Source organism: Streptomyces sp. NPDC086549 (genome assembly GCF_044746205.1).
GTDB lineage: Bacteria > Actinomycetota > Actinomycetes > Streptomycetales > Streptomycetaceae > Streptomyces.
On sequence record NZ_JBIVBS010000013.1, the window covers coordinates 51,883 to 77,599 of the forward strand.

The window sequence follows — 25,717 nt, forward strand, 5'->3', positions numbered from 1 at the left end:
TTTCCCGGGTTACCGCGCCCCCAGGGTGAGGACGCGGTCTTCTCCGGCGACGAGGTCGAGCGGCTGTGCGCCGGAGGAAGTCCGCAGTTCGACGCGGTGGGTGCGGCGCGGCCGCAGGACGGCTCGCGCGCCGTGGGGGGTCCAGGCGATGTCGACCTCCGCTCCGAACCGCGTCCGTACGCCCCGGAGTTCGCCCGCCGGGTACGACCTCGGCAGCGCGGGCAGCAGGACGAGCCGGTCCGGGGTGGACTGCACGAGCATCTCGATCAGCACGGCGGGGAGGGTGTGCGCGGCGTCCGCGTTGTAGACGTCGCGGCCGGGGTAGTGCGCGCTCATCAGGGAGGCGTGGAAGAAGTCGCCCTCCAGGACCTGGGCGAGCGCGTCGGCGATCCGGTCGGCGTCCCGGAGCCGGGCCGCGATCAGGGCGTGGTGCAGGTGGCCGTGGGCCGAGTCGTTCTCCGCGCCGCGCAGTTCGAGGGCGCGATGGGCGGCCTTGGCGAGGTCCGGGGTGTCGTACGGGTTGATCTCGTCGAGGGGCCAGACGCCGTAGAGGTGGCTGAGGTGACGGTGGTCGTAGGTGTCGTCCAGGCCCGGCCAGGCCCATTCGGCCAGGGCGCCGTCGGCGTTGATCCGGTGGGGCGGGAGGCGGTCGGCGAGGGCGCGCCGGCGGTCCGCGCCGGGTCCCGGGTGGTAGTCGGCCGCGGTCAGCAGGGCGTGCCGGGCGGCCGACAGGTCCATGGCCGCGTTGACGGCACCCCAACTGGCGTTCGCGGGGCGGTTCTCCGGCGAGTACGAGGGGACGACGACCACATGGCCGTCCTCGTCGGTGCGGGTGAGGAAGTCCTCGTAGAAGAGGGCGACCTCGGCGAGGGCGGCGGCGGTGCGCGGGTCGCGTGCGCCCCGGGTCTCGTCGTGGTCGACGAGCGGCTTGAGCAGCCAGTCGGCGCCCGCGGTCCACAGATGAAGGGGGTATTCGCGGCTGAAGTGGTACGTGTGCCCGGACTCGCCGTCGGTGTGCGGGGGCGCGACGACTCCCCGTGCGCCGAAGACCGCTCGGGCGTTGTCGCGCCAGTCGGACAGCTGACTGTGGATCAGGGATGCCTGGGCCTCGGTGACTTCGGGGAGCCCGGCGGCAGCGGCGGAGGCGGTCTGGAGGTTGAGGTTGGCATCGGTGGTGAAGGCGCCGGACCAGGCGGTGTTCCAGTCGCCGGTCCACAGACCGGTGAGGCGGGGCGGCAACAGGCCGCTGGCGGACAGCAGGTGGTAGCGGCCGGCCGCGAAGAGCCGCTCCAGGAGGGCCGCGCTGCGCGGACGCCCGAGCAGCTCGCTGCCGGGCAGGGCGCGGTCGGCGGGATCGGCGGCGAGGTCGAGGGTGACGCGGTCGTAGGCGGTGCGGTGGAGGGCGAGGTGCCGGTCGAGAAGTGCGTCGTACGACCGCCCTGCCACAAGTTCGCGCAGCGCCCGCGTCTCCTCGGCGACGTCGAGCTCACCGGTGTGACGCCGCACGCGGGTGAGGAGCAGGACGGACTCGGCACCCTCGACGCGCACGCCCGGTGGGGTGAGGGTCGTCGCGCCGCCGGTCACCGCGACCAGGGTCGTGCCGGTGTACCCGCGGTCGCTGTCCGGGTAGCGGGCGCGCAGGCTCAGCGCGGCGCCCTCGGGGGTGAGCAGCGAGCCGTGGCCGACGCCCAGCCCGGCGGGAGCGTTCGGCAGCCGGTGGTCGAGGGCGATGTCGAGGGTGGGACCCGGTGCCGTGACGTGCTGGACGATCACGTCGTCGGCGCGGGAGACGAAGACGCGGCTGCGCCGGTCGGCGCGCTCGGCGGTCACCTCGCCGGTGCTGAAGTCGACGGTCCGGCGGTATGCGTGCCCGTCTTCGGCCGGTCTCCGCAGCCGTATCCGGAAGGCGGGATGGAAGGGCTGCACCCACTGCAACGGGCGGCCGTCCGTGAAGCCTTCCGCGGCGGTGAGGTCACCGGCGAGCAACCGGTCCTGCAGGGCGGGTAGTCCGGCCGCCAGCTGCGGGGGGCGGGCGTGCTCGCCGCCGTTGGGGCGTACGAGGGTGTGGTGGGTGACGATGACACGGTCGTCGTCCGGATCCCCGAACACGAGGACGCCATGGTGGCCGTTGCCGCTCAGGAAGGCGTCCTCCCAGCGGGCGGCGGGGAGGGGTTCCCAGGTGCCGTGAACAGGAGTTGTCGTCATGGCTTCAGGACCATCACGCTGTACCGGCCGAGGGCGGCCTCGTCCGCGACCGTCGTTCCGGTGAGCAGGTCGTGGTGGGTGCCGGGCACGTCGACCGTGACCGGCTCGCGGCCGTGGTTGAGGAGGAACAGCAGCTCGCCGCGGCGGACGGCCTCGACCGTCGCGGGCAGGCCGTCGAGCACGGGCCGTGCGCCCGCCTCCGCGGCGATCCGGCCGAGCAGGCCGCGCAGTGCCTCCGGCTCGGGAAGTGTGGAGACGTACCAGGCGCGGCCCCTGCGCAGGACGGCGGGCAGCCCGTCGAGTTCCCCGCCCTTGTAGGTGATCGTCTCGACGGCACCGGTTCCGGCCTCGATCTCCTCCGACCACAGCGTCCCGCGGAAGCCGTCGCACTCGACGGTCTCCCCCGGGTCCAGCGGCCACCATTCGTGCAGCGTGCGGATGCCGAACAGCTCGCGCAGCCGGGCGTCCATGCCGCCGGGCCGCACCCGGTCGTCCTCGTCGGCGACACCGGTCAGGAAGCCACAGACCAGGGTTCCCCCGCCGCGGACGTACGCGAGGAGGTTCTCGGTCGCCGCGTCGGTGAGGAGGTAGAGCTGCGGGACGACGACGAGCCGGTAGCCGGACAGGTCGTGCTCGGGGTGGGCGAAGTCGGTGGTGAGGTGGGACTCCCACAGGGCACGGTGCCAGGCGTGCAGGACGGCCGCGTGGTCGGCCTCGGTGGAGGGACGGCCCTCCTGGGCGCCGGCCCACCAGGCGTGCCAGTCGTGGAGGACGGCGATGTCGGCCTTGACGCGGCCTCCCGTCACCTCGCCGCCGATCCTGGCGAGGTCCGCGCCCAGCCGCCTGACCTCCTGGTACGTACGGCCCCGCTCCCCCGCGTGAGAGACCATCGCGGAGTGGAACTTCTCCGCGCCCTGCCGGGACTGGCGCCACTGGAAGTAGCAGACGGCGTCGGCGCCGCGGGCCACGGCCTGGAGGGACCAGAGGCGGTTGAGGCCACGGGGCTTGGGGTGGTTCACGCCCCGCCAGTTGACGGGTCCGGCCGCCTGTTCCATGAGCATCCAGGGGCCGCGGGCCTGGGAGCGGGTGAGGTCCTGGACGAGCGCGCCGTGCTGCGGGCCGAGGGGGTCGCGCGGGTCGGGGTAGAGGTCGACCGAGACGACGTCCTCCTCCTCGGCCCAGCGCCAGGCGTCCTGGCCGGTCCACAGCGGCATGAAGTTGGTGGTGACCGGGATGTGCGGGGTGTGCCGGGCGACGATGTCGCGCTCGGCGGCGTAGCACTCCAGCAGCATGTCGGAGGTGAAGCGGCGGAAGTCCAGCACCTGGGCGGGGTTCTTCAGGTAGTGGACGCGGCGCGGGGGCAGGATGCCGTCCCAGGTGTCGTATCCCTGGCCCCAGAAGGCGGTGCCCCAGGCGGTGTTGAGGGCGTCGAGGGTGCCGTACCTCGCGCGCAGCCAGCGGCGGAAGGCGGCGGCGGCCTCGTCGCCGTGGTCGAAGGTGCAGTACTCGTTGTTGATGTGCCACATCGTGAGGGCGGGGTGGCCGCCGTAGCGGGCGGCCAGGTCCTCGGTGATGGCGGCGGCGTGGCGGCGGTAGGTGGCGCTGGAGTGCGAGAAGTGCTGGCGGCCGCCCCACCACTCGATGCGGCCGTCGGCGTCGCGGGGCAGGGTGTCCGGGTGGAGCCGGCCCAGCCAGGGCGGGGGTGAGGAGGTGGGGGTGGCGAGGACGACGCCGATGCCGTTGTCGTGCATCAGGTCCATCAGCGTGTCGAGCCAGCCGAACTCCCTGGCGCCCGGGCGGGGTTCGAGCTTCGCCCAGGAGAAGACGCCGAGGGTGACGGAGTTGACGCCGGCGTCCCGCATGAGCCGGACGTCCTCGTGCCAGGTCTCCTCGGGCCACTGCTCCGGGTTGTAGTCGCCGCCGAAGAGGATGCGGCCGCGGGTGGCGTCGCCGAGGCCGGGTCCTGTGCGCCGGGTCATCGGACGGGCTCCCCGTACTGGATGCCCCGTCCGTTGGTGGCGAGGTAGACCCGGCCGTACACGCGCGGGTCGCCGACGATGATCTCGCCGGTCCAGCCCCACTGGTGCCGGTCGTCGTTGATCCGCACCCAGGTCCTCGCCTCGTCGTCGGAGCGGTAGACGGCGGTGACCGCCTCGGTGGAGCCGACCTGGTAGACCGCCGGGTAGCCGGCGCCGTCGGCCGCCTTGCCGAAGCCGAGGGTGTAGGAGGCCCAGCAGCTGGCGACCTTGGAGAAGCGCACACCCCCGTCGGTGGACCGGTACAGCCCGTTCCACTTGGTGCTCAGCCACAGGTCGCCGGATCTGTCCGGCGCCGCGACCAGCTTGAACTGGCTGTCGCCGGAGGGCAGCCCGGTCGCACGCGCTGTGAACGAGAGGCCACTGTCAGTGCTGGCGAGTAGCGTTCCTGTGTCGGAGTCGTACGCGTAGAAGAGCGTCGGGTCGGCCGGGTCGGCGACCGGCGCGGCGCCCTTCGGGAAGGAGGAGACCTCGGACCAGGTCGTGCCGTTGTCCGTGGAGCGGTGGGCCGCGTACTTCGTACCGTCCCAGTGCACGAAGGACCACAGCAGCACACTGCCGTCGGTGTTGGTGGCGATCGGCCCCGGAGCGTCCTTGGCGATGGCGGGCTGGGCCGCGAAGGGCGCCCAGGTCCGGCCGCCGTCGTCGGAGCGGGCCCCGTTGCCGTGGTCACCCCACCCCGCACGGACGACGTACGACGGCCTGCGCGCGGCCTGAGCGAGTCCCGTCGCCGACCCGAACACGGGGTTCGTCGCCATGCCGCGCGACGGAGACGCGGTGAGCCGCTCGTGGTACACGACGCCGATGTCCCGCGAGCCGCTCAGCAGGTGCGCCTCCCCGGCTGGGGGCGAGACCAGCTGGACCACGGACGTCTCCTCCAGGCCGCGGATCCGCGGGGCCCAGTGCTTGAGGTCCCGGGTGCCGTAGACCGTCGCGCCGGTGCCGTGGAGGACGTTCCGGGAGTCGTACGGGTCGACGGCGACGGCCTGGATCCACCAGCCGAACTTCGGCCGGTCGTCGCCCCACTTGAGGAAGGGAGTCTCGGAAACGTCGATCCCGGCGGAGTCCTTGAGGGACGTCCAGGTGCGGCCGCCGTCGGATGTCCGGTACAGGGTGTCCACCGCCGTCCAGCGGTTGTTGGTGGAGACGACGACGGTCCCGGGGCGGCGGGCGTCGACGGCGACGCCGCCGTAGCCGAAGGTGTCGGTGCCGCCGGGCCGGACCGGGGTCACGTCGGTCCACGTGCCGCTCGCCGTGGCCAGCTTGTACACACTGCCGTCGGACTGACCGTTGGGACCGGGGGCGTTGGCGTACGTCACGTACAGCTCGCGGGTGTGGCAGTCGTGGGCGGCGCGGATCGGCACCTTGGCAGCGGTGCCGGAGGACTGCCCGGGCACGGCTTCCCAGGTGGTGCCGTCGGTGGTGCGGAACAGGTTCGGGGCGGACCCGTCCGCGTCGCCCCAGCCGGCGTACACCGCGCGCCCCGCCGCAACCAGCAGGGTGACGCCCTGGCCGCTCGCGCTCGGGGTGGCCGGGAAGTCGCTGACGGCTGCCCAGGTGACGCCCCGGTCGGTCGACTTGAGGAGGCCGTCGTGTCTGGTTCCCAGCCCGAGGGTGTCGCTGTCCCGGGGGTCGACGAGCAGCCGCTCACCCGTGCCCCGGCCGTCCTCGTTGGCGCCGAGCTTCACGGCGAGGTCGGTGCGGGACCAGGTGGCGCCCCGGTCCGCCGAGCGCAGCACGGCTCCGTTGCCGGCCCAGGACTGGGCGTAGGTGCCGAGAGCGAGGTAGATCCGGTCGGGGTGCGCCGGGTCGACGGCGAGGGCCTCGACACCGAGGAGGTTCCAGTCGTCCCAGCCGAGGTGGTCGGTCAGCGGGGTCCAGCGGGCGGTGCGGTCGTCCCAGCGGTAGGCGCCGCCGATGTCGGTACGGGCGTAGGCGAGGCCGCGTACGGAGGGGTGGAAGAGGAGGCCGGTGACGAATCCGGTGCCGCCGATCACCGCGTTGCGCCAGCGGTAGTCCGGCGGGGCCGTGTTGTTGCCTTCCGCTGCGTGAGCTCGGTTCTGCACCGCAGGCAGGGCGGTGAGCGCGGCGGCTGCCGTCCCTGCGAGGACGGTGCGGCGGGACGCGTGCATGAGGTACCTCGCGGGGGTGGGGTTCGTGGACCTGGGCTTCTTCGATGCGGTGGATTGGTGCTAGGGGTGGGGGCGCGACCCGGCGCTACGGGGTACCGCCGCGCCCACCCGTGCCGCCCTGGGGGTCCCCCCTCTGGGGGGGGAGGCACGCATGCCCGCGGCTTGCGGGGCCGGCTGCCCGCGTCGGGGCAACTCCCCAGGGGCACGGGGAACTGCGCGACCAGCCACAACCGGCCGTCGGACGTCACACGGCCGCCACCCCTACGGCGCGGCCCGCCGCTCGGGCTTCAGCCCTTCACCGCGCCGGTCAGCATGCCCTTCTTGAAGTGCTTCTGGACGAAGGGCGACAGGACGGCGACCGGGAGGAGGGCCATGACCATGACGGCCATCTGGACGGCGAGGCCGGAAAGCTGGCCGGTCTTGATGGCCTGCCCCAGGCCCACCGGGGCCTCCTGCTTCTGGACGAGCTGGATCATGACGTTCTGCAGCGGCATCATGTCCTGGTTGTTCAGGTACAGGGAGGCGTTGAACCAGGCGCTCCAGTACCCGACCGCGTAGAACAGCGTGATGACCGCGAGGACCGCACGCGACAGCGGCATGACGATCTGCCACAGGATCCGGAAATCGCCCGCGCCGTCGATGCGCGCGCTGTCGATGAGCTCCTGCGAGATGCCCATGAAGAACCCGCGCAGGACGAGGATGTTGAAGACGCTCACCGCGCTCGGCAGGATCAGGGCGAGATAGCTGTCGGTGAGGCCCAGGGACTGGACCAGGAGGTACGTCGGGATCAGGCCCGCGCTGAAGAACATCGTCGCGAGCAGCAGCATCAGGAACCAGCGGTGGCCGAGCGTGCCGATGCGCGAGAGGCCGTAGGCGCACAGGACCGAGACGGCCATCGAGAAGAGCGTGCCGACCAGGGCGATCGCGATGCTGATGATCGTGGCCCGGGTGACCTGGCCACCGCTCAGCAGTTCCTTGTAGGCGACGAAGGTGATGCCCTTGGGCACCATCACCAGGCCACCGGCCCGGTCGATCGTCTTCCGCGAGGAGAGGCTGGTGACGACGATGATCCACAGCGGGAAGAGGATGCCCAGGCAGGCCAGGGCGAGGACGAGTCCCTTGCCGGCCACTCCGGACTTGCTCGGCGCCTCCTCCCAGACCGGGCGGGGCGGGGCGGCCCACCGGGACGGTTCCCGTACGGGCGGCTCGTCGATGACGGCGGTCATTTCTTGTACACCCCCTGCTCGCCCATGAGATGGGCCACCTTGTTCGCGGCGAGGACCAGGCCGATGCTGACCACGCCCTTGATGAGGCCGGCGGCGGCCGCGTAGCCGAAGTCCTGGTTGCGGACGCCGTTCCACCAGACGAAGGTGTCGAGGACCTCCGAGGCCCCGGGGCCGACGGCGTCACGTTGGAGGAGGATCTGTTCGAAGCCGACGGTCAGGGCGTCGCCGACCCGGAGCACCAGCAGCAGGGCGATCACCGGGCGCAGGGCAGGGAGCGTGACGTGCCACATGCGGCGCCAGCGGCCCGCTCCGTCCATCGCCGCCGCCTCGTAGAGGTCCGGGCTCACGGACGCCAGTGCCGCCAGGAAGACGATGATCCCCCAGCCCGCGTCCTTCCAGACGCTCTCCGCCGTGACCAGGAACTTGAAGGTCGACGGGTCGGACATGATGTTGATGCCGTCGTAGCCGTGTTGCCGCAGCAGCTGCGACAGCAGGCCCGCGCCGCCGAAGATCTGCTGGAAGACGGAGATGACCAGCACCCATGAGAAGAAGTGCGGGAGGTACAGGACGGCCTGCGCGAGCGCCCGCACCCGGGGCCGGATCACGCTGTTGATGAGCAGTGCGAGCGCGATCGGGATCGGGAAGAACAGCACGAGTTGCAGGAAGAACAGCACCAGGGTGTTCTTCACCGCGTTCCAGAACGCCGAGTCCGCGAAGATCTGCTGGAAGTTCTCCACGCCCACCCAGGCGCTGTGCAGCATGGAGACGATGCCGTTGTCGCTGACGTACGGGTCGTAGTCCTGGAAGGCGACGATGTTGCCGAGGATCGGCAGGTAGTTGAAGACCAGGAGCAGCAGGACCGCCGGCAGCGTCATCAGGATCAGTGCGCGGTCGCGTCTGAATCTGAGGCGCAGGCTCAGCTTGCCGGTGCTCCCCTTCTTCCGGGTTCCGGTGGTGCCGTCGGACGCCACCGGAGTCCTCCCCGCTCTGTCGTCTGCCTCGGCCCTGCTGCGAGGCACCGTGCTGTGGGACACGGCCGTTCTCCTTGCCTCGGTGCCTGGTCAGCTCGCGGACGAACCGTTGTCGTCGAGCAGCTTCTGGTACCAGTCGCGCAGCTTGTCGCCGCCCTTGCTCTTCCAGTCGGAGACGGCCTGCTGCATGTCGCTGATCTTCTTGCGGCCGCGGGTGATGTCGTCTTCGAGCTGCTCGAAGTCGTTCATGAGGTTGGTGTAGCGGGACGGCTCGGTGATCATCTGGCCGAAGAAGCTGGACTTCTTGGTGAAGGAGCCCATCCGCTGCTGCCACTCCACCTGAGCCTTGGAGACCTCGGGGAAGTCGGGGTGGGCGATGGTGGAGGCGGGGCTGGCGACCATGACGTAGGCGTTGATGACCTCGTTGTTGCCCTGGGTGGTCTTGGTGGGCACACCGTTCTTGACGGTGTAGTGGGTGCCCTCCACGCCGTAGTTGGTGGCCATGTACTCCTTGGTGCCGTACGGCGCGGCGGTGGTGTTGGCGACGGCCAGCACGTCGTGGATCACGGACTCCGAGGCCTTCTTGTTGATGAAGGCGAAGATGCCGGCGGGCTGTTCGGCCCAGACCTGCGGGTTGCCGCCGTCGTGGGCGTAGACGTCCATGCCCCAGATCTTGTAGTCCGGGTTCTGGGTGGCCTGTTCGGCGGTGCGGCTCCACCACTGGCTGATGTCGTTGGGGTAGATCAGGAACTCGCCGGCCGCGAACTTGGGGCCCGCGTCGGGGGCGTTCTTGCCCAGCATGGAGTCGGGGTGGACGACCCCGGCGGCGAAGAGCTTGCGGGTCCACTCCAGCGCTTCGAGGTATTCCTGGGTCTCGATGCGGTTGATCAGCTTGCCGTCGACGAGGTTCCAGCCGAGCGGCTTCTCGCTGCCGGAGAGCACGCTGAACATCTGCCAGGCGGTCCACTTCATGTCCATGCAGGCCCAGCGCTTGGCCTTGGCGTTGGTGATCTCCTTGGCCAGGGCGAGGAACTCGTCCGCCGAGCGCGGGACCTCGTACCCCTTCTTGTCGAAGATGTCCTTGCGGTAGAAGGGCACGATGTTGGTCACGTACGAGGCCGGCATCGGCAGGCCGCGCAGCTTGCCGCCGAAGATGCAGCGCCGCCAGGCGTCGGTCGGGATGGCGGCGAGGTTCGGGTAGTCCTTGACCTTGTCGCCCGACAGGTAGGGGCCGAGGTCGGCGAACTTGCTGATGATGGCGGTGGGTATCTTGCCGCCCATGTTCCAGTTCGGGACGACCACCACGTCCGGTACCTCGCTGGAGGCGAGGACCGCGCCCAGCTTCTGGTCGTAGGTGTTGCCGTCCTGGTTCTGCCACTCGACGTCGACGCCGATCATGTCGTTCATCGCCTTGTAGTAGGCGTTGTCCTGCTTCGGCGGGGAGCCCCAGAACGGGGCCATGACGGTGACCTTGCCGCCCTTGCCGAGCTTCTTCGGGACGGAGGTCTTCAGGGTCGCCAGGTCGAGCTTGCTGGTGAAGCCGATCGAGGAGCCGTTCTTCGACGGGATGTCCGGGGTCACCACGTTGTTGGCGACGTAGGACGGCAGCAGCTTCTTCGCGTCCTTGCCCGAGGAGGAGCCCCCTCCCGACCCGCTGTCCGACCCCCCGCATGCGGCAAGCAGCGGCATCCCGCCCGCCACCGCTGCGGTGGCGACTGCCGTGGAGGCGAGGAAACTTCTCCGGCTCGGCCCGGAGGGGGCGGAAGCGGCGTTCGGCGTCATTGCGTCAACCCTTCGTGGCGCACCAGGACACCCGGCGGTGGCCGTCGGCTGCGGTGTCTCGAGTGGAACTGGCTGAGCTGAAGCGGTCATCCGACCCATGGCACGGAATGCATGCCTCCCGGCCGCAAACCCGTAGTCGAAGCGCTTCGATGTTGCTGCGAGGTTAAGTGAACACCCGGGGGCGCACAAGGGTCGCTTCCAAGATTCCTCCGAGGCGTCCGGGCCGACCTCTTCTCATGTGCTGCTTGAAATTTCGGTCAGGGTGTCTTGACACTTCCCCTGTTGTCGAATGAGCATCGAAGCGCTTCGAAAGCGCCTCACCGCTCCATCGCTGGGGGAACCACACTTGACCGCACAAACGCCGCCTACGCCGCCTTTCCGTGATCCGCAGCTGCCGTTCGCGAAGCGCATCGACGACCTGCTGGCGCGGCTCACCCTGGACGAGAAGGCCTCCTTCCTGCACCAGTTCGCTCCCGCCGTCGAGCGGCTCGGCATCGCCGCGTTCCGCACCGGCCAGGAGGCGCTGCACGGCGTGGCCTGGATGGGCCCGGCCACCATCTTCCCGCAGGCGGTGGGCCTCGGCGCGACCTGGAACACCGGCCTCGTACGGCGCGTGGGCGAGGCGGTGTCCAAGGAGGTCCGCGCGATGCGCGCCCACGACGACCGCGTCGGCCTCAACGTCTGGTCCCCGACGGTCAACCTGCTGCGCCACCCGCTGTGGGGCCGCAACGAGGAGGGCTACTCGGAGGACCCGAAGCTGACCTCGGCGATCGCCACCGCGTACACACACGGTCTGCGCGGCGACCATCCGACGTACTGGCGCACCGCACCCGTCCTCAAGCACTGGCTGGCGCACAACAACGAGACCGGCCGGGACGTCACGTCCTCCTCGGTGCGCCCGCGCGTGCTGCACGAGTACGATCTGCGCGCCTTCAAGGAGACGGTGGAGGCCGGCGCGGTGGCCGGTGTGATGCCCGCATACAACCTGGTCAACGGCCGCCCCAACCACGTCTCCCCGTATCTGCGGGAGCACCTGCGCGCCTGGACCGACGAGGACCTCCTGGTCTGCTCGGACGCGGGCGCACCCTCCAACCTGGTCGACTCCGAGCACTACTTCGACACCCATGAGCAGGCGACGGCGGCCGCCGTCCTGGCCGGCGTCGACAGCTTCACCGACCACGGCACGGACAGCTCCAAGATCACCGCGCGGATCCGAGGAGCCCTGGAACAGGGGCTGTTGACGGAGTCGGACATCGACACGGCGGTGCGCCGCCAGCTCTCGGTCCGCTTCCGGCTCGGCGAGTTCGACCCGCACTACGACCCCCACGCGGGCACCGGCGAGTTCGACACCCCGGCGCACCGCGCGCTCGCCCGGGAGGCCGCCGAGCAGGCGGTGGTCCTGCTGAGGAACGACGGTCTGCTGCCCCTCGCGCACGACACCCGCATCGCGGTCGTCGGCCTGCTCGCCGACGAGTGCAAACTCGACTGGTACAGCGGCACGCTCCTGCACCGGTCCACTCCGCTGGAGGGGCTCTACGAGCGGTTCGGCGCGGAGCGCGTGGAGTTCGCGGAGGGCGTGGACCGGGTCCGGCTGCGCACGTCCACCGGCGCGTTCCTCCATGTGCCGGCCGCCCCCGAGGCGCCCGACGCGGTGCGCGGGGCCGAGGGCGCCCTCGATCCCGCCCTGCTCTCCGGCCGCACCGACCTGCCCCCGCTCACCACGGACGCCACCGGCACCGAACTCGCGCTCGTCGACTGGGGCGAGGGCGTCCTCACACTCCGCGCCCCCGACGGCCGCTACCTCTCGGTCGCCGAGGACGGACATGTGCGCGCCTCCGCGGACCAGCCCGGCGGCTGGGTCGTCCAGGAGACCTTCCGCCTGGAACCCCACGACAGCGGTCACCTCCTGCGGCACATCGGTACGGGTCGCCATGTCTCTGTCGCCGCCGACGGCGTGAAGGTTGCCGAGGAGAATCCGGAGATCTTCGAACTCGTCGTGACCGAGCGCGGCGAGGAGGCCGTGGCCCGGGTCGCCGCCCAGGCCGACGTCGTCCTGGTGGTCGCGGGCAACGACCCGCACATCAACGGCCGCGAGACCGAGGACCGTACGAGCCTGAACCTGCCCGCCCAGCAGGAGCGGCTGCTGCGCGCCGCCCGCGCCGCGAACCCCCGCACGGCGCTGGTCCTGGTCTCGGCGTACCCGTACGCGGTGGACGTCGTGCGGCTGCCCGCCGTGCTGTGGACCGCGCACGGCGGCCAGGCCGCGGGCACCGCGCTGGCCCGGGTGCTGGCGGGTGACGTCTCCCCCGCGGGCCGCCTCCCGCAGACCTGGTACGCGGCCGACGCCGATCTGCCCGACCTGCTCGACTACGACGTCATCGGCGCCCGCCAGACGTACCTGTACTTCGAGGGCACCCCGCTCTTCCCGTTCGGCCACGGCCTGTCGTACGCCTCGTTCTCGTACGCCGACCTGTCGGCCCGCGTCGAGGACGGCTCCGTCCAGGTGTCCTTCACGGTCACCAACACGGGCGACGTCACGGCCGACGAGGTCGTCCAGATCTACACCCGTGCCGTGGAGCCCTCGGCCGTGCGTCCGCGCCGCGAGCTGGCCGCGCACCGGCGGATGACGCTGGCCCCGGGTGTCCGGACCGAGCTGACCTGCCAAGTCCCCCTGTCCGCCTTCGAGTTCTGGGATGTGGCACAGGACCGGTGGCGCCTGGAGCGGGGGCCGTACGACCTTCTGGTCGGCGCCTCCAGCGAGGACGTCCGGCTGCGTACGACCGTGTCCCTCGACGGGGAGCCGGCGGTGCCGCGCGCGGTCCTCGGACGCGGCCTGGACGCGGCCGGCTTCGACGAGCAGTCCGGCATCGCCCTAGTGGACCGTACGAAGGTGTCGGGGGACGCGGTGACCCCGGTGGACGGCGGCTCCGGCGAACTCGTCTACCGGGACTGCGACTTCGGCGGCGGCGTGACCGAGGTGACCGCTCGGCTGGCGGGCGAGGGCGTGGTCGAGCTGTCCCTGGACGGCGGCCCGGCGCTGGCCGTGCTGAGGCCGGGCACGCCCGGCCCGTACGTCTACCGGACGCTCGGCGCCGGGATCGTCGCCGAGGGCGTGCACGACGTGCACCTCAGACTGCGCGGGCCGGTGCGGCTCGCGCACGTCGGCTTCTCCGGTTGAGGGTCCGGAGGAGACCGGCACAGAGAAGGGGCCCGGCACCGGAAGACATCGGTGCCGGGCCCTTTCGGAACCCTGGATGGACGGCGGTGCCCGGGACACGGAAACGGCCGCAGCCCCCGCACAGCGGGCTGCGGCCGTTCGCTCCCTACCTGTCCGTGGCAGGTCAGAGGGCGAGTCCGGTGAGGACCAGCACGCGCTCGTAGGTGTAGTCGTCCATCGCGAACTTCACGCCCTCACGGCCGACGCCGGACTGCTTGGCACCGCCGTACGGCATCTGGTCCGCGCGGTAGGACGGCACGTCGCCGATGACCACACCGCCGACCTCCAGCGCGCGGTGGGCGCGGAAGGCGACCTGGAGGTCGTGGGTGAACACGCCCGCCTGGAGGCCGTACTTGGAGGAGTTGACGGCCGCGAAGGCCTCGGCCTCGCCGTCCACCTTCTGCACGGTGAGGACCGGTCCGAAGACCTCCTCGCAGGCGATGGTGGTGTCGGCCGGCACGTCGGTGAGGACGGTCGGCGCGTAGGAGGCGCCGTCGCGGTCGCCGCCGGTGAGCAGGGTGGCGCCGGCCTCGACGGCCTCCTTGACCCACGCCTCGACGCGCTCGGCGGCGGCCTCGCTGACCAGCGGGCCGACGTCGGTCTTGTCGTCGGAGGGGTCGCCGGTGGCCTGGGCCTCGACGGCGGCGACGATGCGCGGCAGCAGACGGTCGTACACGGAGGCGTCCGCGATCACGCGCTGCACGGAGATGCAGGACTGGCCGCCCTGGTAGTTGGAGAAGGTCGCGATGCGGGTCGCGGCCCAGTCCAGGTCCGCGTCGCTCGCGAAGTCACCGAGGACGACGGCCGCGCCGTTGCCGCCCAGCTCCAGGGTGAGGTGCTTGCGCGGCACCGAGTCCATGATCGCGTACCCGACCTTGTCGGAGCCGGTGAAGGAGATGACCGGCAGGCGCTCGTCCTGGACGAGGGCGGGCATCTTGTCGTTGGCGACCGGGAGAACCGACCACGAACCGGCGGGCAGGTCGGTCTCGGCGAGCAGGTCGCCGATGATCAGGCCGGAGAGCGGGGTGGCGGGCGCCGGCTTGAGGATGATCGGGGCGCCGGCGGCGATGGCCGGGGCGATCTTGTGGGCGCACAGGTTCAGCGGGAAGTTGAACGGCGCGATACCGAGGACGACACCCTTGGGGAAGCGGCGGGTGAGCGCGAGGCGCCCCTGGCCGCCGAGGTCGGTGTCCAGCCGCTGGGCCTCGCCGCTGTTGAACCGGCGGGCCTCCTCGGCCGCGAACCGGAACACGGACACGGCACGGCCGACCTCGCCGCGCGCCCACTTGATCGGCTTGCCGTTCTCGGCGGAGATCAGCTGGGCGATCTCCTCGGTGCGCTCGGCCAGGCGCTTGCTGACGTGGTCCAGGGCGGCGGCGCGCACATGGGCCGGCGTGGCGGCGAACTCGTCCCGCACGGCGTACGCGGCGGCCACGGCCTCCTCGACCTGGGCATCCGTCGGCACGCTGACCTTGCCGACCAGCCGCCCGTCCCACGGGGAGGTGACGTCGAAGGTGTCCTCGCCGATGACCTGGCGGCCGGCGAGCCAGAAGGCGTGGGTGGAAGTCATTGTGCGAGTCCCGGCCTTTCCGCGTTGGGGGTGTGCGTGTTCTTTCGTGTCCCACGGTAGGACGGGGGTGGGCGGGGGTCGCTTGTCCGAGTCGTACTGGTGGGGAGTGGGGATGTGCCGGAATGGCGTGGTGGGGGGGCTGGGGCCGCGTGGACGGCCTCGTCCTCAAGCGCCGGACGGGCTGTTTTGGCTCGCCTTTCAGACAACCGAGTCGGGTGGTGGGTGGGCATAGGCCGGGGGTCCAGGGGGCGGAGCCCCCTGGTACGGCTAGTCCGGCGTGGTCGCCTTCAAAGCGAGCCACAGCTCCATCCGCACGTCCGGATCGTCCAGGGAACGCCCGAGGATCTCCTCGACCCTCCGCATCCGGTACCGGAGGGTGTGCCGGTGCACGCCGAGGTCGGCCGCGGCCGCGTCCCACTGTCCGTGCCGGGAGAGCCAGGCGCGCAGGGAGGCCACAAGGTCCCCGCGGCCGGTCGCGTCGTGTTCGTACAGGGGGCGCAGCAGTCCGTCCGCGAACGCCTTGACCGCGTCGTCGGCCAGCAGCGGCAGCACGGACCCCGCCGCCAATTGCTCGTGCTCCACGAGCACCCGCCCCCGCCGCCGGGCCACCGACAGCGCCTGTTCGGCCTGCTTGTACGCGGCGGCCGCGGCGATCGGCCCGGCCGGCGCCGACAGCCCCACGACCAGCTCGTCCTCGTCCTGGGCCGCCTGCTCCGGTACGGCCCGCGCCGCCTCCAGCGCCGCCGCGTACTCCGCGCAGGCGGCGACCGCCGCGCCCCCGTCCGCGGCCAGGACGACCAGTCGCTCCCCCTCGGGAACGACCAGCACGGCCTCCCCGGAGCGCGCGGCGGCGGCCTCGACTGTCTCTGCGAGCCCGCCCAGCGGGTCGCCGCCCGCGTCGGCGGCGGCCAGCGCGGCCGACGGGCTGGGCTTGGCCACCGGCACCGGCACACCCGCGTGGGCGTGCGCGTCGGCGTGCGCCCGCGCGGCCGACGGCGACACCGACACCGACTCGGCGACGATCATCCGGAAGGGCGCGTCGAGGAGCCCGCCGTACAGGTCCCCGGCGACGGCCCGGGCGTGGTCCGGCTGCCCGGCGAGCAGCATGCGCAGCACGGCCGCACCGATCCGCTGCTCGGCCGCCTGCAGCGAGCTGGACCTTTCCGTGGTGAGGGTGAGCAGGGCGATGGCGGAGTGGACGGCGTACCGCTCGGCGGTGCCGGGGGCGGCGGCGGTGCCCACGGCGAGCGCGGCCCGCGGGCGCCTCCCGGTGCCCAGGGAGTGCAGCTCGACGCGGTCCTCGGTGTCCGGGCCGCCGACCACCGACGAGGCCGGCGCGGGCCGCTCCCGCAGCCGCTCCACGTCCGCGGTGATCCGTGCCGCCCGCCGCCCCGCCCACTCCGGCGCGGTCGCGACGAGGGCACCCGAGGCGTCGTACAGGGCGGCCCATCCGTCGACCTGCGCGGCGAGGGCGGCGAGCAGCCCCTCCGGGCCGGCGTTCAGTGCCTGTCTGGTCAGCTCCCGCTGCGCGGCGAACCCGGCCGTCACCGCCCGGTACTGGTCGGCGGCGATCGCGGCGGACACGGCCTTGCTGATGGCGAGGAAGGGGGTGCGGCGCGGCACCTCCAGGAGGGGCAGACCCTCCTGTTCGGCCGCGTCGACGAGGGCCTTGGGGATCTCGTCGTAGTTGACCCCGACGGCGAAACCGAGCCCGACGACTCCCGCGCCGACCAGCCGCTTCACATACCGCCGCATCACCTCGGGGTCCTCCGCGTCCAGTTTCAGCGCGGTGATCAGCAGCAGTTCCCCGCCCTCCATGTAGGGCACGGGGTCGGCCAGCTCGCTCACGTGCGCCCAGCGAACGGGCACGTCCAGGCGGTCCTCGCCCGCGCGCACGGTCAGCTTGAGCGCGGAGTGGTGGACGAGCGAGGCGAGCGTCGGGGGCATGAGGCCTTCAGGTCTGGGGAGATCGGGTGATCATGGCGATCTTTTGGCCGCTTCGTACGAACAGCCTATGCCGATTCTGCCTCACCGTATGGTCGCCCGGTGACCTGATGTAAGGGACTCAGCCCCGGAGGTCCACCAGCAGCGGCGGTGCGTGCTCGCCCTTCACGTCGGTGAGCGACAGCACCGCGTGCCCCGGCGGCACCCCGTGCGCCAGCTCGGACGCGGACCACCGCTCCCGCTCGACCTGCCGGACGGTCACGGCCTCCGTGGTCACCGCCTTGCCGGTCACCAGCTTGCGCAGGGCGTGCAGGGCACGGGTCATCGGCTGGTCGGCGAAGACGGTGTGGTGGGCCACGTCCCGGGTCTCCACCCACTCCGTGCCCCAGGCGTCCGCGAAGCGGCTGCCGTCCCAGGTGTTCACCCCGGACAGCGCCATACGGCAGCCGACGGCTCCGTACAACGGGCCGTGCAGGGCTTCGGGGACATCGGCGACGGTCCGCAGGGCGAGCACCACGCCCGCGTTCCGGGAGCGCAGCCGCTGGATCCGCCGCACGGACTCGGCGGTGACCGTGCCGGTGGCGTCGTCGAGGACGAGACAGGCGAAGTGGGCCCGGTCGCCGTCGCGGGCGACCGAGGCGAACTGGGCCAGGACGAGCCGCGTGATCAGCCGGGACAGCTCCTCGTGCCCGTGCTCGGGGAGGTCGATACGGACGCGCAGGGGGTGGTGGGCCACCGCACGCAGCGAGAACGGGCGGATCGTGTCGTCGCCCGCGCCGAAGAAGTCGGCGAAGGCGGGCCGGTCCAGCAGGGCGAGCCGGTCGGCGAGGGCCGGGGCGGGGTCGCCGGGGGTGCCGGTCTGCCGGACCCTGGCGTCGAGCTCCCGGCGCATTGCGACGTGCCGCTCGTCCATGAGGGCCTCGCGCAGGGCCGCCAGCGCCGCGGGCTCCGACTCCAGGAGATCCCGCAGGACGGGCAGGGACGGGAACGCGCCGTACGCCGCCCGGTACGGGCCGAGCAGCTGGGCGAGGGCCGTCGCGGCCCGCTGGGCGCCCACGGTGTCGAGGTCGCCCGCCAGCGCCTCGGCGAGGTAGGCGGCCGCCTCGTCGGGGTCGTCGGACTCGGCGTACGGATCCAGGTCGTGGACGGACCCGGGGTCGCCGATACGCACCACCACGTCGAACGCCGAGTCCGGGCCGAGCGCCGTGCCCGCGGCGCAGACGGCGACGACGGCGCAACGGCCGGTCAGCGCCTGGAGGGCGAGGTCCTCGACCACGGGGGCGATCACGTGCCGGGTCTTGCCGGATCCCGACGGCCCCACGACGAGAAGCGACGTACCGAGCGTCTGGGGCCCGAGGGCCGCGCCCACCCCGCCGTAGGCGAGCGGCGTGCGGTCCCCGGTCGCCCACCGCCCGATGCGCACCTGCCCCGCGAGCAGGTCGTGCCGGGCGCTGCGGCCGGGCAGGTCACGGGCGCCGGAGGGGTGGGTGAGCGCGGCGGCGCCCTGGCGTCGCACGGCGTCGGTGAAGGCCGCGAGCCGCGCCTGGCTCCTGGCCTGCTTCCAGGCGTGCTCGACCCGGGCGCAGTCCACGTCGTTCATACGGCCGGCGAGCACCTCGGCGGTAAGGATGTCCGCGGCTTCGTGCTGCCCGCACTCGCGCAGTTCGGGCCAGCGCGCCCGTGGCAGCTTCGCCACGGCCTCGGGGGTCCGCTCCTGAGCCTCGCGGTTCCGGGCGGCGAGCCAGGTCCGGGCCAGCGGCCACCAGCCGCCGACCCGGGCGAAGGGCCAGGTGAAGAGCAGGACCAAGGCGGTGTAGACGCCGTAGACGAACAGCACCGAGGTGAAGAGGCTGGTGCTGCCCGAAACGGCGAAAGCGAGAGAGAAGATCGGGTCGACAATCGGAACAGGGTCCCAGCCGACCAGGGGGAACGCGCCCGGGAAGACGAGGCTGAGTGTCAAGAGGGCGCCCAGAAGTGCCAGCAGGGCACGTGCGGGCTGCCGCTTGCGCTCAAGGAAGTAACGGAAGGCCTGTGGCCATCCGCCGAGCCGGCTCATGCCGTAAACGAGCAGGACGAAGAAGATGCCGTTGTAGGCCACCAGGGCGTCTCGACCGCGTCCCTTGTCCGTAGGGGCCACCAGCGTGCCGCCCCACCACCAGTCGTCAGGGGTGAAGAGCCGCAGGAGCGTCCACTGGTACGGAATGACGCCCCGGGTCCAGAAGGACCACAAGAGCATCCCTATGACCGCGGGAACGGCCATGCCGATGATGGTGACCGGCGAGAGTCTCCCGTGGGCCCGTACGGCCTTGGGCAGGCGATACCCGCAGCGCCAGATACCTGGTCGGGCATCCGGGCGAGGCTCGTCGAGCCAGTCGGCGACCACCGACCGGGCCTGCTGCGGCGCGTGCGCCGGCATCGCCGGCACCTTCGGCGGCCCCGCCGGACGCGGTACGGGATTCGCATGCGTGCCCCGCGCGTCCTGCGTCCCCTCGCTGTCCATCGCCCTTGCCCCCTGACCAGCCGTTCCGTGCACCATCAGCGAGTCAATCTAACGCCCCCGCAAGGGGAGTTCACCGTTTACGCGGCCGAGAGGGCGGACCGGCGCCCGGCCGCCCGGTCACCGCGCTATGTCCACCGCGGACAACCGCACGTCCTGACAACGCCCACATGGAGCATGCCGACCTTCCATTCCCGGTCCTAGCCTGCGAGAAAAGAAGACAAGAGTCCGTAATACCCCCGGGAGCCCCCCCATGAGCGCACTTCCGCAGGAGCGCAGCGTCGTCACCGCCATCCCCGGCCCGAAGTCGCAGGAACTGCAGGCCCGCCGCATCGCCGCGGTCGCGCAGGGCGTCGGCTCCGTGCTGCCCGTGTTCACCACGCGCGCGGGCGGCGGCATCATCGAGGACGTCGACGGCAACCGTCTGATCGACTTCGGCTCCGGCATCGCCGTGACCTCGGTCGGCGCCTCCGCCGAGGCCGTCGTACGCCGCGCGAGCGCCCAGCTGGCCGACTTCACCCACACCTGTTTCATGGTCACCCCGTACGAGGGCTACGTGGAGGTCGCCGAGGCCCTCGCCGAGCTCACCCCGGGTGACCACGCCAAGAAGTCCGCGCTGTTCAACTCCGGCGCCGAGGCCGTCGAGAACGCCGTCAAGATCGCGCGTGCGTACACCAAGCGCCAGGCCGTCGTCGTGTTCGACCACGGCTACCACGGCCGGACCAACCTGACGATGGCGCTCACCGCCAAGAACATGCCGTACAAGCACGGCTTCGGTCCCTTCGCCCCCGAGGTCTACCGCGTCCCGGTCGCCTACGCCTACCGCTGGCTCACCGGTCCGGAGAACGCCGGCCCCGAGGCCGCCGCCCAGGCCATCGACCAGATCACCAAGCAGGTCGGCGCCGACAACGTGGCCGCGATCATCATCGAGCCGGTGCTCGGCGAGGGCGGCTTCATCGAGCCGGCCAAGGGCTTCCTCCCGGCGATCCGCCAGTTCGCCGCGGACAACGGCATCGTCTTCGTCGCGGACGAGATCCAGTCCGGCTTCTGCCGCACCGGTCAGTGGTTCGCGTGCGAGGACGAGGGCATCGTCCCCGACCTGATCACGACGGCGAAGGGCATCGCGGGCGGTCTGCCGCTCGCCGCCGTCACCGGCCGCGCCGAGATCATGGACGCCGCCCACGCCGGCGGCCTCGGCGGCACCTACGGCGGCAACCCGGTCGCCTGCGCCGGTGCGCTCGGTGCCATCGAGACCATGAAGGAGCTCGACCTCAACGCCAAGGCGAAGAACATCGAGGCGATCATGAAGGCGCGCCTCACCGCCATGGCCGAGAAGTTCGACATCATCGGCGACGTCCGCGGCCGCGGTGCCATGATCGCCATCGAGCTCGTCAAGGACCGTACGACCAAGGAGCCGAACGCGGAGGCCACCGCCGCCCTGGCCAAGGCCTGCCACCAGGAGGGCCTACTGGTCCTGACCTGTGGCACCTACGGCAACGTGCTGCGCTTCCTGCCCCCGCTGGTGATCGGCGAGGACCTGCTGAACGAGGGCCTCGACATCATCGAGCAGGCGTTCGCGCGCATCTGAGACACAGCGGAATCCCAGCTCACGCACAGGATTCCCGGCGCACGGACCCCAGCCGCCCCCGCCCCTTCCCGGACCTTGGTTCCGGGGCTGGGGCGGCGAGCGTCAGGCCGTGTGAAGAAGGTGTGCGGGGTGGATGACGGGACGCGATTCCGTCTGTCTTGGAGCCATCCCCTGCCGTAGGTTCTTCTCCAGATGAGAGATACACCCCGCCCACAGGGGACTGTGGGCGGCATCAGGCCGGGGCCTCCCCAGCTTCGACCTGGTCGTGCCCTCGCGCACACAACCGGGGCTTCCGGCTCCGGAATCTCCTCACCGATCGGACGGTCGCCCGCCCCAAACCCCCCGGGGCGCGCGGCGTTCCGATCCGGACGGCCGCTTCGGAACAACCCCCCCTGTTCCGGGGCGGCCGACCTCCTTTTTGTCGAGGTGTCGGCCGAGCACCGGCGTGCGAGCGCCGTCATGGCGATGGCCACCGTAGTCGCCGAGTTGCCGGACGTGAACGGGGACTTCGGACAAATCAAGGCCGGAAGGCCCCCTGTTCCGCGGCGGCCGGCCTCCGTCTCCCACACTGGTGACCATGCGCCGTACTCCGACCTGTGTCCTCAGTGACTCCGAGCCTGCGAACGTCAGCGACGGCCATGCCGTCGACCGCTTCGTGCAGATCGGGTCCCTCACCAAGGTCCTCACCGGCACCGCGCTCGTACGCCTGGCGGCAGCCGGTGCCCTCACCCTCGACGACCCCGTGGAACGCTGGCTGCCCGCGGCCCCCGGAACCGGGATCACCCTGCGGCACCTGGCGGACCACACCTCCGGCCTTCCCCGGCTGCCGCCCCACGTCGCCGGCCGGGACCCGTATGTGCCGTTCGACGAGCGCGCGTTGCGCGACGTGCTGAGCCGGCTGGACTCGATCGCGACACGTCCGGCGGGGCAGGAGGAGGAGTACTCCAACCTCGGCTATGCCGTTCTCGGCGCGGCGCTTGCCGCCGCGTCCGGCACGACGTACGAGGAACTGGTCGGCGCACATGTGCTCAGGCCGCTGGACGTGACCGAGGTGACCGCCGATCCCGATCCCGCCCGGCGGCTGCCGGCGCCGGGCCTGTTCGGCAGAGCCCGCCGGCCGTGGACGATGGGGGGCCCGATCCTGCCGGCCGGCGGCCTGTGGGCCACTCCGCGCGCGGCGGCCGAACTGCTCGTGCGCCTGCTCGTGGAGCGCCGGCTGGGAGACCCCGCCCCGACCTGGCAGACGGCCGGGCCGCTGCGCTGGCACAACGGGGCCACACGCGACGCGTCGGTCTTCGCCGGGGCGACGGAGGACGGCCGCTGGGTACTGGTCCACCGTCTCAACGGCGATCCGGACGACACCGACCGGACGGGCATCAAGGTTCTCCAGGGGGCCCGGCAGAGCCGATGAGGACTCCTGACAAGCTGTGGCCCGTGTCCGTCGTGCCGGCCCTGCTCTTCGTGCTGATCACCTGGCAGGTCGTGGCCGACGGCCCGCTCGTGCGCGTGGACGAGCGGCTGAGCCGCGCCCTCGTCCATCCCGACCGGTTCTCCGGAGCCCTCTCCGACCTGGGCAACGTACAGGTGGCGGTTCCGGTGCTCGCGGTCGTCATAGGTCTCGTCCTGCGGCTGGGCCGCCGCGGCGGCGCCGACCGTTGGTGGCTGCCACCGCTCGCCGCCGCCGTCCTGATGGCCCTGGTCCCGGCGTTCGTCGTGCCGTTGAAGGACTGGACCGACCGTCCGGGAACCCCGGTCATGCCCTCCGCGGTCGGCTTCTACCCGTCCGGCCATACGGCCACCGCGGCTGTCGCGTACGGCGCGGCGACCCTGATCCTCCTCCCCTGGCTCGTCACAGCGCTCGCCCGGCGCCTGCTGGTGGCCCTGTGCGCCGTGGTCAACCTCGGCGTCGGCTTCGGGCTGGTCCGGCGCGGCTACCACTGGCCCCTGGACGTCCTGGCCAGTTGGTGCATGAGCGCCGTGCTCCTCTGCGCGCTGTGGGTGTTCCTCAGCCGAAGTACGCGTCGAAGTTCTTCCGGAACTCCCGGTTCGAGTACCGGCCCCAGTTGACCGACCACGTCATCAGGCCGCGCAGGGCGGTCTGGCCGGAGCGCCGAAACGCCGCCGCGCCCGGGCGAGTTGACGGTGGTACCACTGCTCGCCGTGCCGCCCCAGCCGTTGGCCCGGAGGCCCTTGCGGATCGCGTCAGACCCAGCATCAGATCTGGGGGAACGGGAGGAGTGGAGCGCGCTCGACTTGGTCCAGGCCAACCCCGTTGTCAAGACCTCCGGCGGAGGAGGCCCCCGCGCCCGCTAGAGCCTGTCCGGCGGATCAGGTCGCAGGAAAGCAGCGGCGCCTCATCAACCCAGGTGAGCGGGGCCTGGTGCGTCCAGCTGCAAGGCGGAGGAGGGCGTCGACGCGATGGGGGTCCCCCCGCGCGAGCGCAGCCGAGCGTGGGAGAGTCGGCAACCGACGACAACGCCGCAGATGGGCGTGCCAGGCCCCGCGTCTGCGGCATGATCCGCCGGACAGGCCCTAACCCTCCCCCTCCGTGGCCAGCCCGGCCGCCGCCTCGTGCATCACCAGTTCCAGCAGCGCCGGATCGTTGAGCGTGCCGGAGCCGTCCGGCGGGACCAGCCAGCGGACCCCGCCGGACGACCGGCCCGGGTACGGCACGACGATCCAGGTGCCCGGCCCGACCGTACGGATGCCCGTGCCGAGCCAGCGCGCGGCCGTGCCCGGCGGCACGAAGAAGCCCATCCGTTCACCTCCGGAGTCGACGAGCACCGGACCGGGCCGGTCGACTATGCGGGTGAGTACGTCGAGCGTGGGACGGCCGAGCCCGGCCGGCAGGATGAGCACGTCCCACGCCTTGCCGGCGGGCAGCAGCGCGACGCCTTGGGGGTTGCGCTCCCACTCCCAGCGGCAGGTCTCGGGATCCGGTGCGACCGATGCCAGCCATTCGACCGCCGTCTTCGTTCCAGCCATGAAAAGACCTCCCTTTCTCCCGTCGACGCGGTCGCGTCACAGGAGAGAGGGAGGTCCCCAGCAGGCATTACGCGGGTTCCGGTCCCTCCTTGGAGTGAACCGGAACCCTCTCCCGGCAGGGCTCAGCTGTCGAAGCCCAGCCCCAGCCGGTCCATCGTCTTCAACCACAGGTTGCGCCGCCCGCCGTGCGCGTCCGCGCGGGCCAGCGACCACTTGGTGAGGGCGATGCCGGTCCAGGCGAAGGGCTCGGGCGGGAAGGGCAGCGGCTTCTTGCGGACCATCCCAAGGCGGGTGCGCTCGGTGTCCTCACCGTCCAGCAGGTCCAGCATCACGTCGGCGCCGAACCGGGTGGCGCCGACACCGAGGCCGGTGTAGCCGGCCGCGTACGCCACCTTGCCGTGGTGGGCGGTGCCGAAGAACGCCGAGAAGCGTGAGCAGGTGTCGATCGCGCCGCCCCACGCGTGCGTGAAGCGGACGCCCTCCAGCTGCGGGAAGCAGTTGAAGAAGTGCCCGGCGAGCTTGGCGTACGTCTCCGGGCGGTCGTCGTACTCGGCGCGCACCCGGCCGCCGTACGGGTAGATCGCGTCGTAACCGCCCCACAGGATCCGGTTGTCGGCCGACAGCCGGAAGTAGTGGAACTGGTTGGCGCTGTCGCCGAGGCCCTGGCGGCCTTTCCAGCCGATCGACGCCAGTTGGCCGGCGGTCAGCGGCTCGGTCATCAGGGCGTAGTCGTAGACCGGGACGGTGTACGCCCGGACCCGCTTGAGCAGGCTCGGGAAGATGTTCGTGCCGAGCGCGACCCGGCGGGCGCGGACCGCGCCGTACGGGGTGCGTACGGCCATGCCGGCGCCGTAGGGCTTCAGGTCCAGGGCCGGCGTGTGCTCGAAGACGCGCACGCCCAGCCGGAGGCAGGCGCGCTTCAGGCCCCAGGCGAGCTTGGCCGGGTTGAGCATGGCCACGCCCCGGCGGTCCCACAGGCCCGCCTCGAAGGTGGGCGAGTTCACCTGCTCGCGCACGGCGTCGGCGTCCAGGAACTCGATGCCCTCGGCCAGGCCCTTCTCCTGCATCTGCCGGTGCCAGTCGCGCAGCTCCCACGCCTGGTACGTCTCGGTGGCGACGTCGATCTCGCCGGTGCGCTCGAAGTCGCAGTCCAGGGAGTGGCGGGCGACCGCCTCCTCGATCTCGTCGAGGTTGCGCTCGCCCAGCTCCTGGAGCTTGTGGATCTCGTCCGGCCAGCGGGCGAGGCCGTTGGGCAGTCCGTGCGTGAGGGAGGCGGCGCAGAAGCCGCCGTTGCGGCCCGAGGCGGCCCAGCCCACCTCACGGCCTTCCAGCAGCACCACGTCACGCTGTGGGTCGCGCTCCTTGGCGTTGAGCGCGGTCCACAGTCCGCTGTAGCCGCCGCCGACGACCAGCAGGTCGCAGGTCTCGGTGCCGGTGAGGGCGGGCTCGGGGTGGGGCTTGCCGGGGTCTTCGAGCCAGTACGGGACCGGCTGTGCTTCGGAAAGAGATGTGATCCAACGGGTCATGGCGCTTGGGGCCATGATTTCAACTCCCCACAGGGTTT

General features: G+C 71.7%; 15 protein-coding genes and 1 pseudogene. 5 read left to right on the plus strand and 11 right to left on the minus strand.

Annotated elements, in window-relative coordinates; all coding sequences use genetic code 11:
- Positions 1 to 9 precede the first annotated feature (9 nt).
- From ACIPSA_RS33615 to ACIPSA_RS33640, 6 genes are all read right to left on the minus strand, one after another.
- Complete coding sequence (locus ACIPSA_RS33615) at positions 10 to 2,205, minus strand: glycosyl hydrolase family 95 catalytic domain-containing protein (RefSeq protein ID WP_402641464.1); 2,196 nt, start codon at positions 2,203 to 2,205, stop codon at positions 10 to 12.
- Complete coding sequence (locus ACIPSA_RS33620; RefSeq protein WP_402641467.1) at positions 2,202 to 4,184, minus strand: beta-galactosidase; 1,983 nt, start codon at positions 4,182 to 4,184, stop codon at positions 2,202 to 2,204. The genes ACIPSA_RS33615 and ACIPSA_RS33620 overlap by 4 nt, the downstream gene beginning before the upstream one ends.
- Positions 4,181 to 6,373: a 1,4-beta-glucanase gene (locus tag ACIPSA_RS33625; RefSeq protein WP_402641470.1), complete on the minus strand. Its 2,193-nt coding sequence runs from the start codon at positions 6,371 to 6,373 to the stop codon at positions 4,181 to 4,183. The genes ACIPSA_RS33620 and ACIPSA_RS33625 overlap by 4 nt, the downstream gene beginning before the upstream one ends.
- A gap of 287 nt (positions 6,374 to 6,660) precedes the next feature.
- The gene (locus ACIPSA_RS33630; RefSeq protein WP_402641472.1) at positions 6,661 to 7,599 is read right to left on the minus strand and encodes a carbohydrate ABC transporter permease; all 939 of its coding nucleotides are present in this window, start codon (positions 7,597 to 7,599) and stop codon (positions 6,661 to 6,663) included.
- Positions 7,596 to 8,633: an ABC transporter permease gene (locus ACIPSA_RS33635; RefSeq protein ID WP_402641473.1), complete on the minus strand. Its 1,038-nt coding sequence runs from the start codon at positions 8,631 to 8,633 to the stop codon at positions 7,596 to 7,598. The genes ACIPSA_RS33630 and ACIPSA_RS33635 overlap by 4 nt, the downstream gene beginning before the upstream one ends.
- Before the next feature lie 27 nt (positions 8,634 to 8,660).
- On the minus strand, positions 8,661 to 10,352 hold the full coding sequence (locus ACIPSA_RS33640) for an extracellular solute-binding protein (protein ID WP_402641476.1): 1,692 nt from the start codon (positions 10,350 to 10,352) through the stop codon (positions 8,661 to 8,663).
- A 346-nt stretch (positions 10,353 to 10,698) separates the two neighbouring features.
- Here ACIPSA_RS33640 and ACIPSA_RS33645 point away from each other — a divergent pair, with 346 nt between their 5' ends.
- The gene (locus ACIPSA_RS33645) at positions 10,699 to 13,530 is read left to right on the plus strand and encodes a glycoside hydrolase family 3 C-terminal domain-containing protein (RefSeq protein WP_402641479.1); all 2,832 of its coding nucleotides are present in this window, start codon (positions 10,699 to 10,701) and stop codon (positions 13,528 to 13,530) included.
- Between the two features lie 163 nt (positions 13,531 to 13,693).
- On the opposite strand, the gene ACIPSA_RS33650 is transcribed toward ACIPSA_RS33645, so the two are convergent.
- The 3 genes from ACIPSA_RS33650 to ACIPSA_RS33660 form a co-directional block, all read right to left on the minus strand.
- Positions 13,694 to 15,139 carry an aldehyde dehydrogenase family protein gene (locus ACIPSA_RS33650; protein ID WP_402641482.1) on the minus strand — a complete coding sequence of 482 codons (1,446 nt, stop codon included), beginning with the start codon at positions 15,137 to 15,139 and terminating at the stop codon, positions 13,694 to 13,696.
- Positions 15,140 to 15,406: 267 nt separating this feature from the next.
- The gene (locus tag ACIPSA_RS33655; protein ID WP_402641484.1) at positions 15,407 to 17,086 is read right to left on the minus strand and encodes a PucR family transcriptional regulator; all 1,680 of its coding nucleotides are present in this window, start codon (positions 17,084 to 17,086) and stop codon (positions 15,407 to 15,409) included.
- Positions 17,087 to 17,204: 118 nt separating this feature from the next.
- Entirely contained in the window at positions 17,205 to 19,583 is a 2,379-nt protein-coding gene (locus ACIPSA_RS33660) for an ATP/GTP-binding protein (protein ID WP_402641487.1), read from the minus strand.
- A 250-nt stretch (positions 19,584 to 19,833) separates the two neighbouring features.
- Here ACIPSA_RS33660 and gabT point away from each other — a divergent pair, with 250 nt between their 5' ends.
- The 4 genes and pseudogenes from gabT (at position 19,834) to ACIPSA_RS33680 (ending at position 23,235) form a co-directional block, all read left to right on the plus strand.
- Positions 19,834 to 21,168 (plus strand): 4-aminobutyrate--2-oxoglutarate transaminase, encoded by a 1,335-nt coding sequence (gene gabT, locus ACIPSA_RS33665; RefSeq protein ID WP_402641490.1) that lies wholly within the window; start codon positions 19,834 to 19,836, stop codon positions 21,166 to 21,168.
- 192 nt (positions 21,169 to 21,360) lie between these two features.
- Positions 21,361 to 21,589, plus strand: a pseudogene (locus tag ACIPSA_RS33670) (phosphoesterase); the annotation flags it as partial.
- A gap of 156 nt (positions 21,590 to 21,745) precedes the next feature.
- Positions 21,746 to 22,579, plus strand: coding sequence for a serine hydrolase domain-containing protein (locus ACIPSA_RS33675; protein WP_402641493.1), 834 nt, complete (start codon positions 21,746 to 21,748; stop codon positions 22,577 to 22,579).
- Positions 22,576 to 23,235 (plus strand): phosphatase PAP2 family protein, encoded by a 660-nt coding sequence (locus ACIPSA_RS33680; RefSeq protein ID WP_402641496.1) that lies wholly within the window; start codon positions 22,576 to 22,578, stop codon positions 23,233 to 23,235. Before ACIPSA_RS33675 ends, ACIPSA_RS33680 begins: the two co-directional genes overlap by 4 nt.
- Before the next feature lie 465 nt (positions 23,236 to 23,700).
- Here the strand turns inward: ACIPSA_RS33680 and ACIPSA_RS33685 are convergent, their stop codons facing one another.
- Complete coding sequence (locus ACIPSA_RS33685; protein WP_402641497.1) at positions 23,701 to 24,153, minus strand: hypothetical protein; 453 nt, start codon at positions 24,151 to 24,153, stop codon at positions 23,701 to 23,703.
- A gap of 122 nt (positions 24,154 to 24,275) precedes the next feature.
- Entirely contained in the window at positions 24,276 to 25,694 is a 1,419-nt protein-coding gene (locus ACIPSA_RS33690) for an NAD(P)/FAD-dependent oxidoreductase (RefSeq protein WP_402641500.1), read from the minus strand.
- Positions 25,695 to 25,717: the final 23 nt, after the last annotated feature.

Excerpts from the sequence above, each read along its gene's own strand:
- ACIPSA_RS33615 (WP_402641464.1), bottom strand. The coding sequence starts at position 2,205 with ATGACGACAACTCCTGTTCACGGCACCTGGGAACCCCTCCCCGCCGCC.
- ACIPSA_RS33620 (WP_402641467.1), bottom strand. The coding sequence starts at position 4,184 with ATGACCCGGCGCACAGGACCCGGCCTCGGCGACGCCACCCGCGGCCGC.
- ACIPSA_RS33625 (WP_402641470.1), bottom strand. The coding sequence starts at position 6,373 with ATGCACGCGTCCCGCCGCACCGTCCTCGCAGGGACGGCAGCCGCCGCG.
- ACIPSA_RS33630 (WP_402641472.1), bottom strand. The coding sequence starts at position 7,599 with ATGACCGCCGTCATCGACGAGCCGCCCGTACGGGAACCGTCCCGGTGG.
- ACIPSA_RS33640 (WP_402641476.1), bottom strand. The coding sequence starts at position 10,352 with ATGACGCCGAACGCCGCTTCCGCCCCCTCCGGGCCGAGCCGGAGAAGT.
- ACIPSA_RS33650 (WP_402641482.1), bottom strand. The coding sequence starts at position 15,139 with ATGACTTCCACCCACGCCTTCTGGCTCGCCGGCCGCCAGGTCATCGGC.
- ACIPSA_RS33655 (WP_402641484.1), bottom strand. The coding sequence starts at position 17,086 with ATGCCCCCGACGCTCGCCTCGCTCGTCCACCACTCCGCGCTCAAGCTG.
- ACIPSA_RS33660 (WP_402641487.1), bottom strand. The coding sequence starts at position 19,583 with ATGGACAGCGAGGGGACGCAGGACGCGCGGGGCACGCATGCGAATCCC.
- gabT (WP_402641490.1), top strand. The coding sequence starts at position 19,834 with ATGAGCGCACTTCCGCAGGAGCGCAGCGTCGTCACCGCCATCCCCGGC.
- ACIPSA_RS33675 (WP_402641493.1), top strand. The coding sequence starts at position 21,746 with ATGCGCCGTACTCCGACCTGTGTCCTCAGTGACTCCGAGCCTGCGAAC.
- ACIPSA_RS33680 (WP_402641496.1), top strand. The coding sequence starts at position 22,576 with ATGAGGACTCCTGACAAGCTGTGGCCCGTGTCCGTCGTGCCGGCCCTG.
- ACIPSA_RS33685 (WP_402641497.1), bottom strand. The coding sequence starts at position 24,153 with ATGGCTGGAACGAAGACGGCGGTCGAATGGCTGGCATCGGTCGCACCG.
- ACIPSA_RS33690 (WP_402641500.1), bottom strand. The coding sequence starts at position 25,694 with ATGGCCCCAAGCGCCATGACCCGTTGGATCACATCTCTTTCCGAAGCA.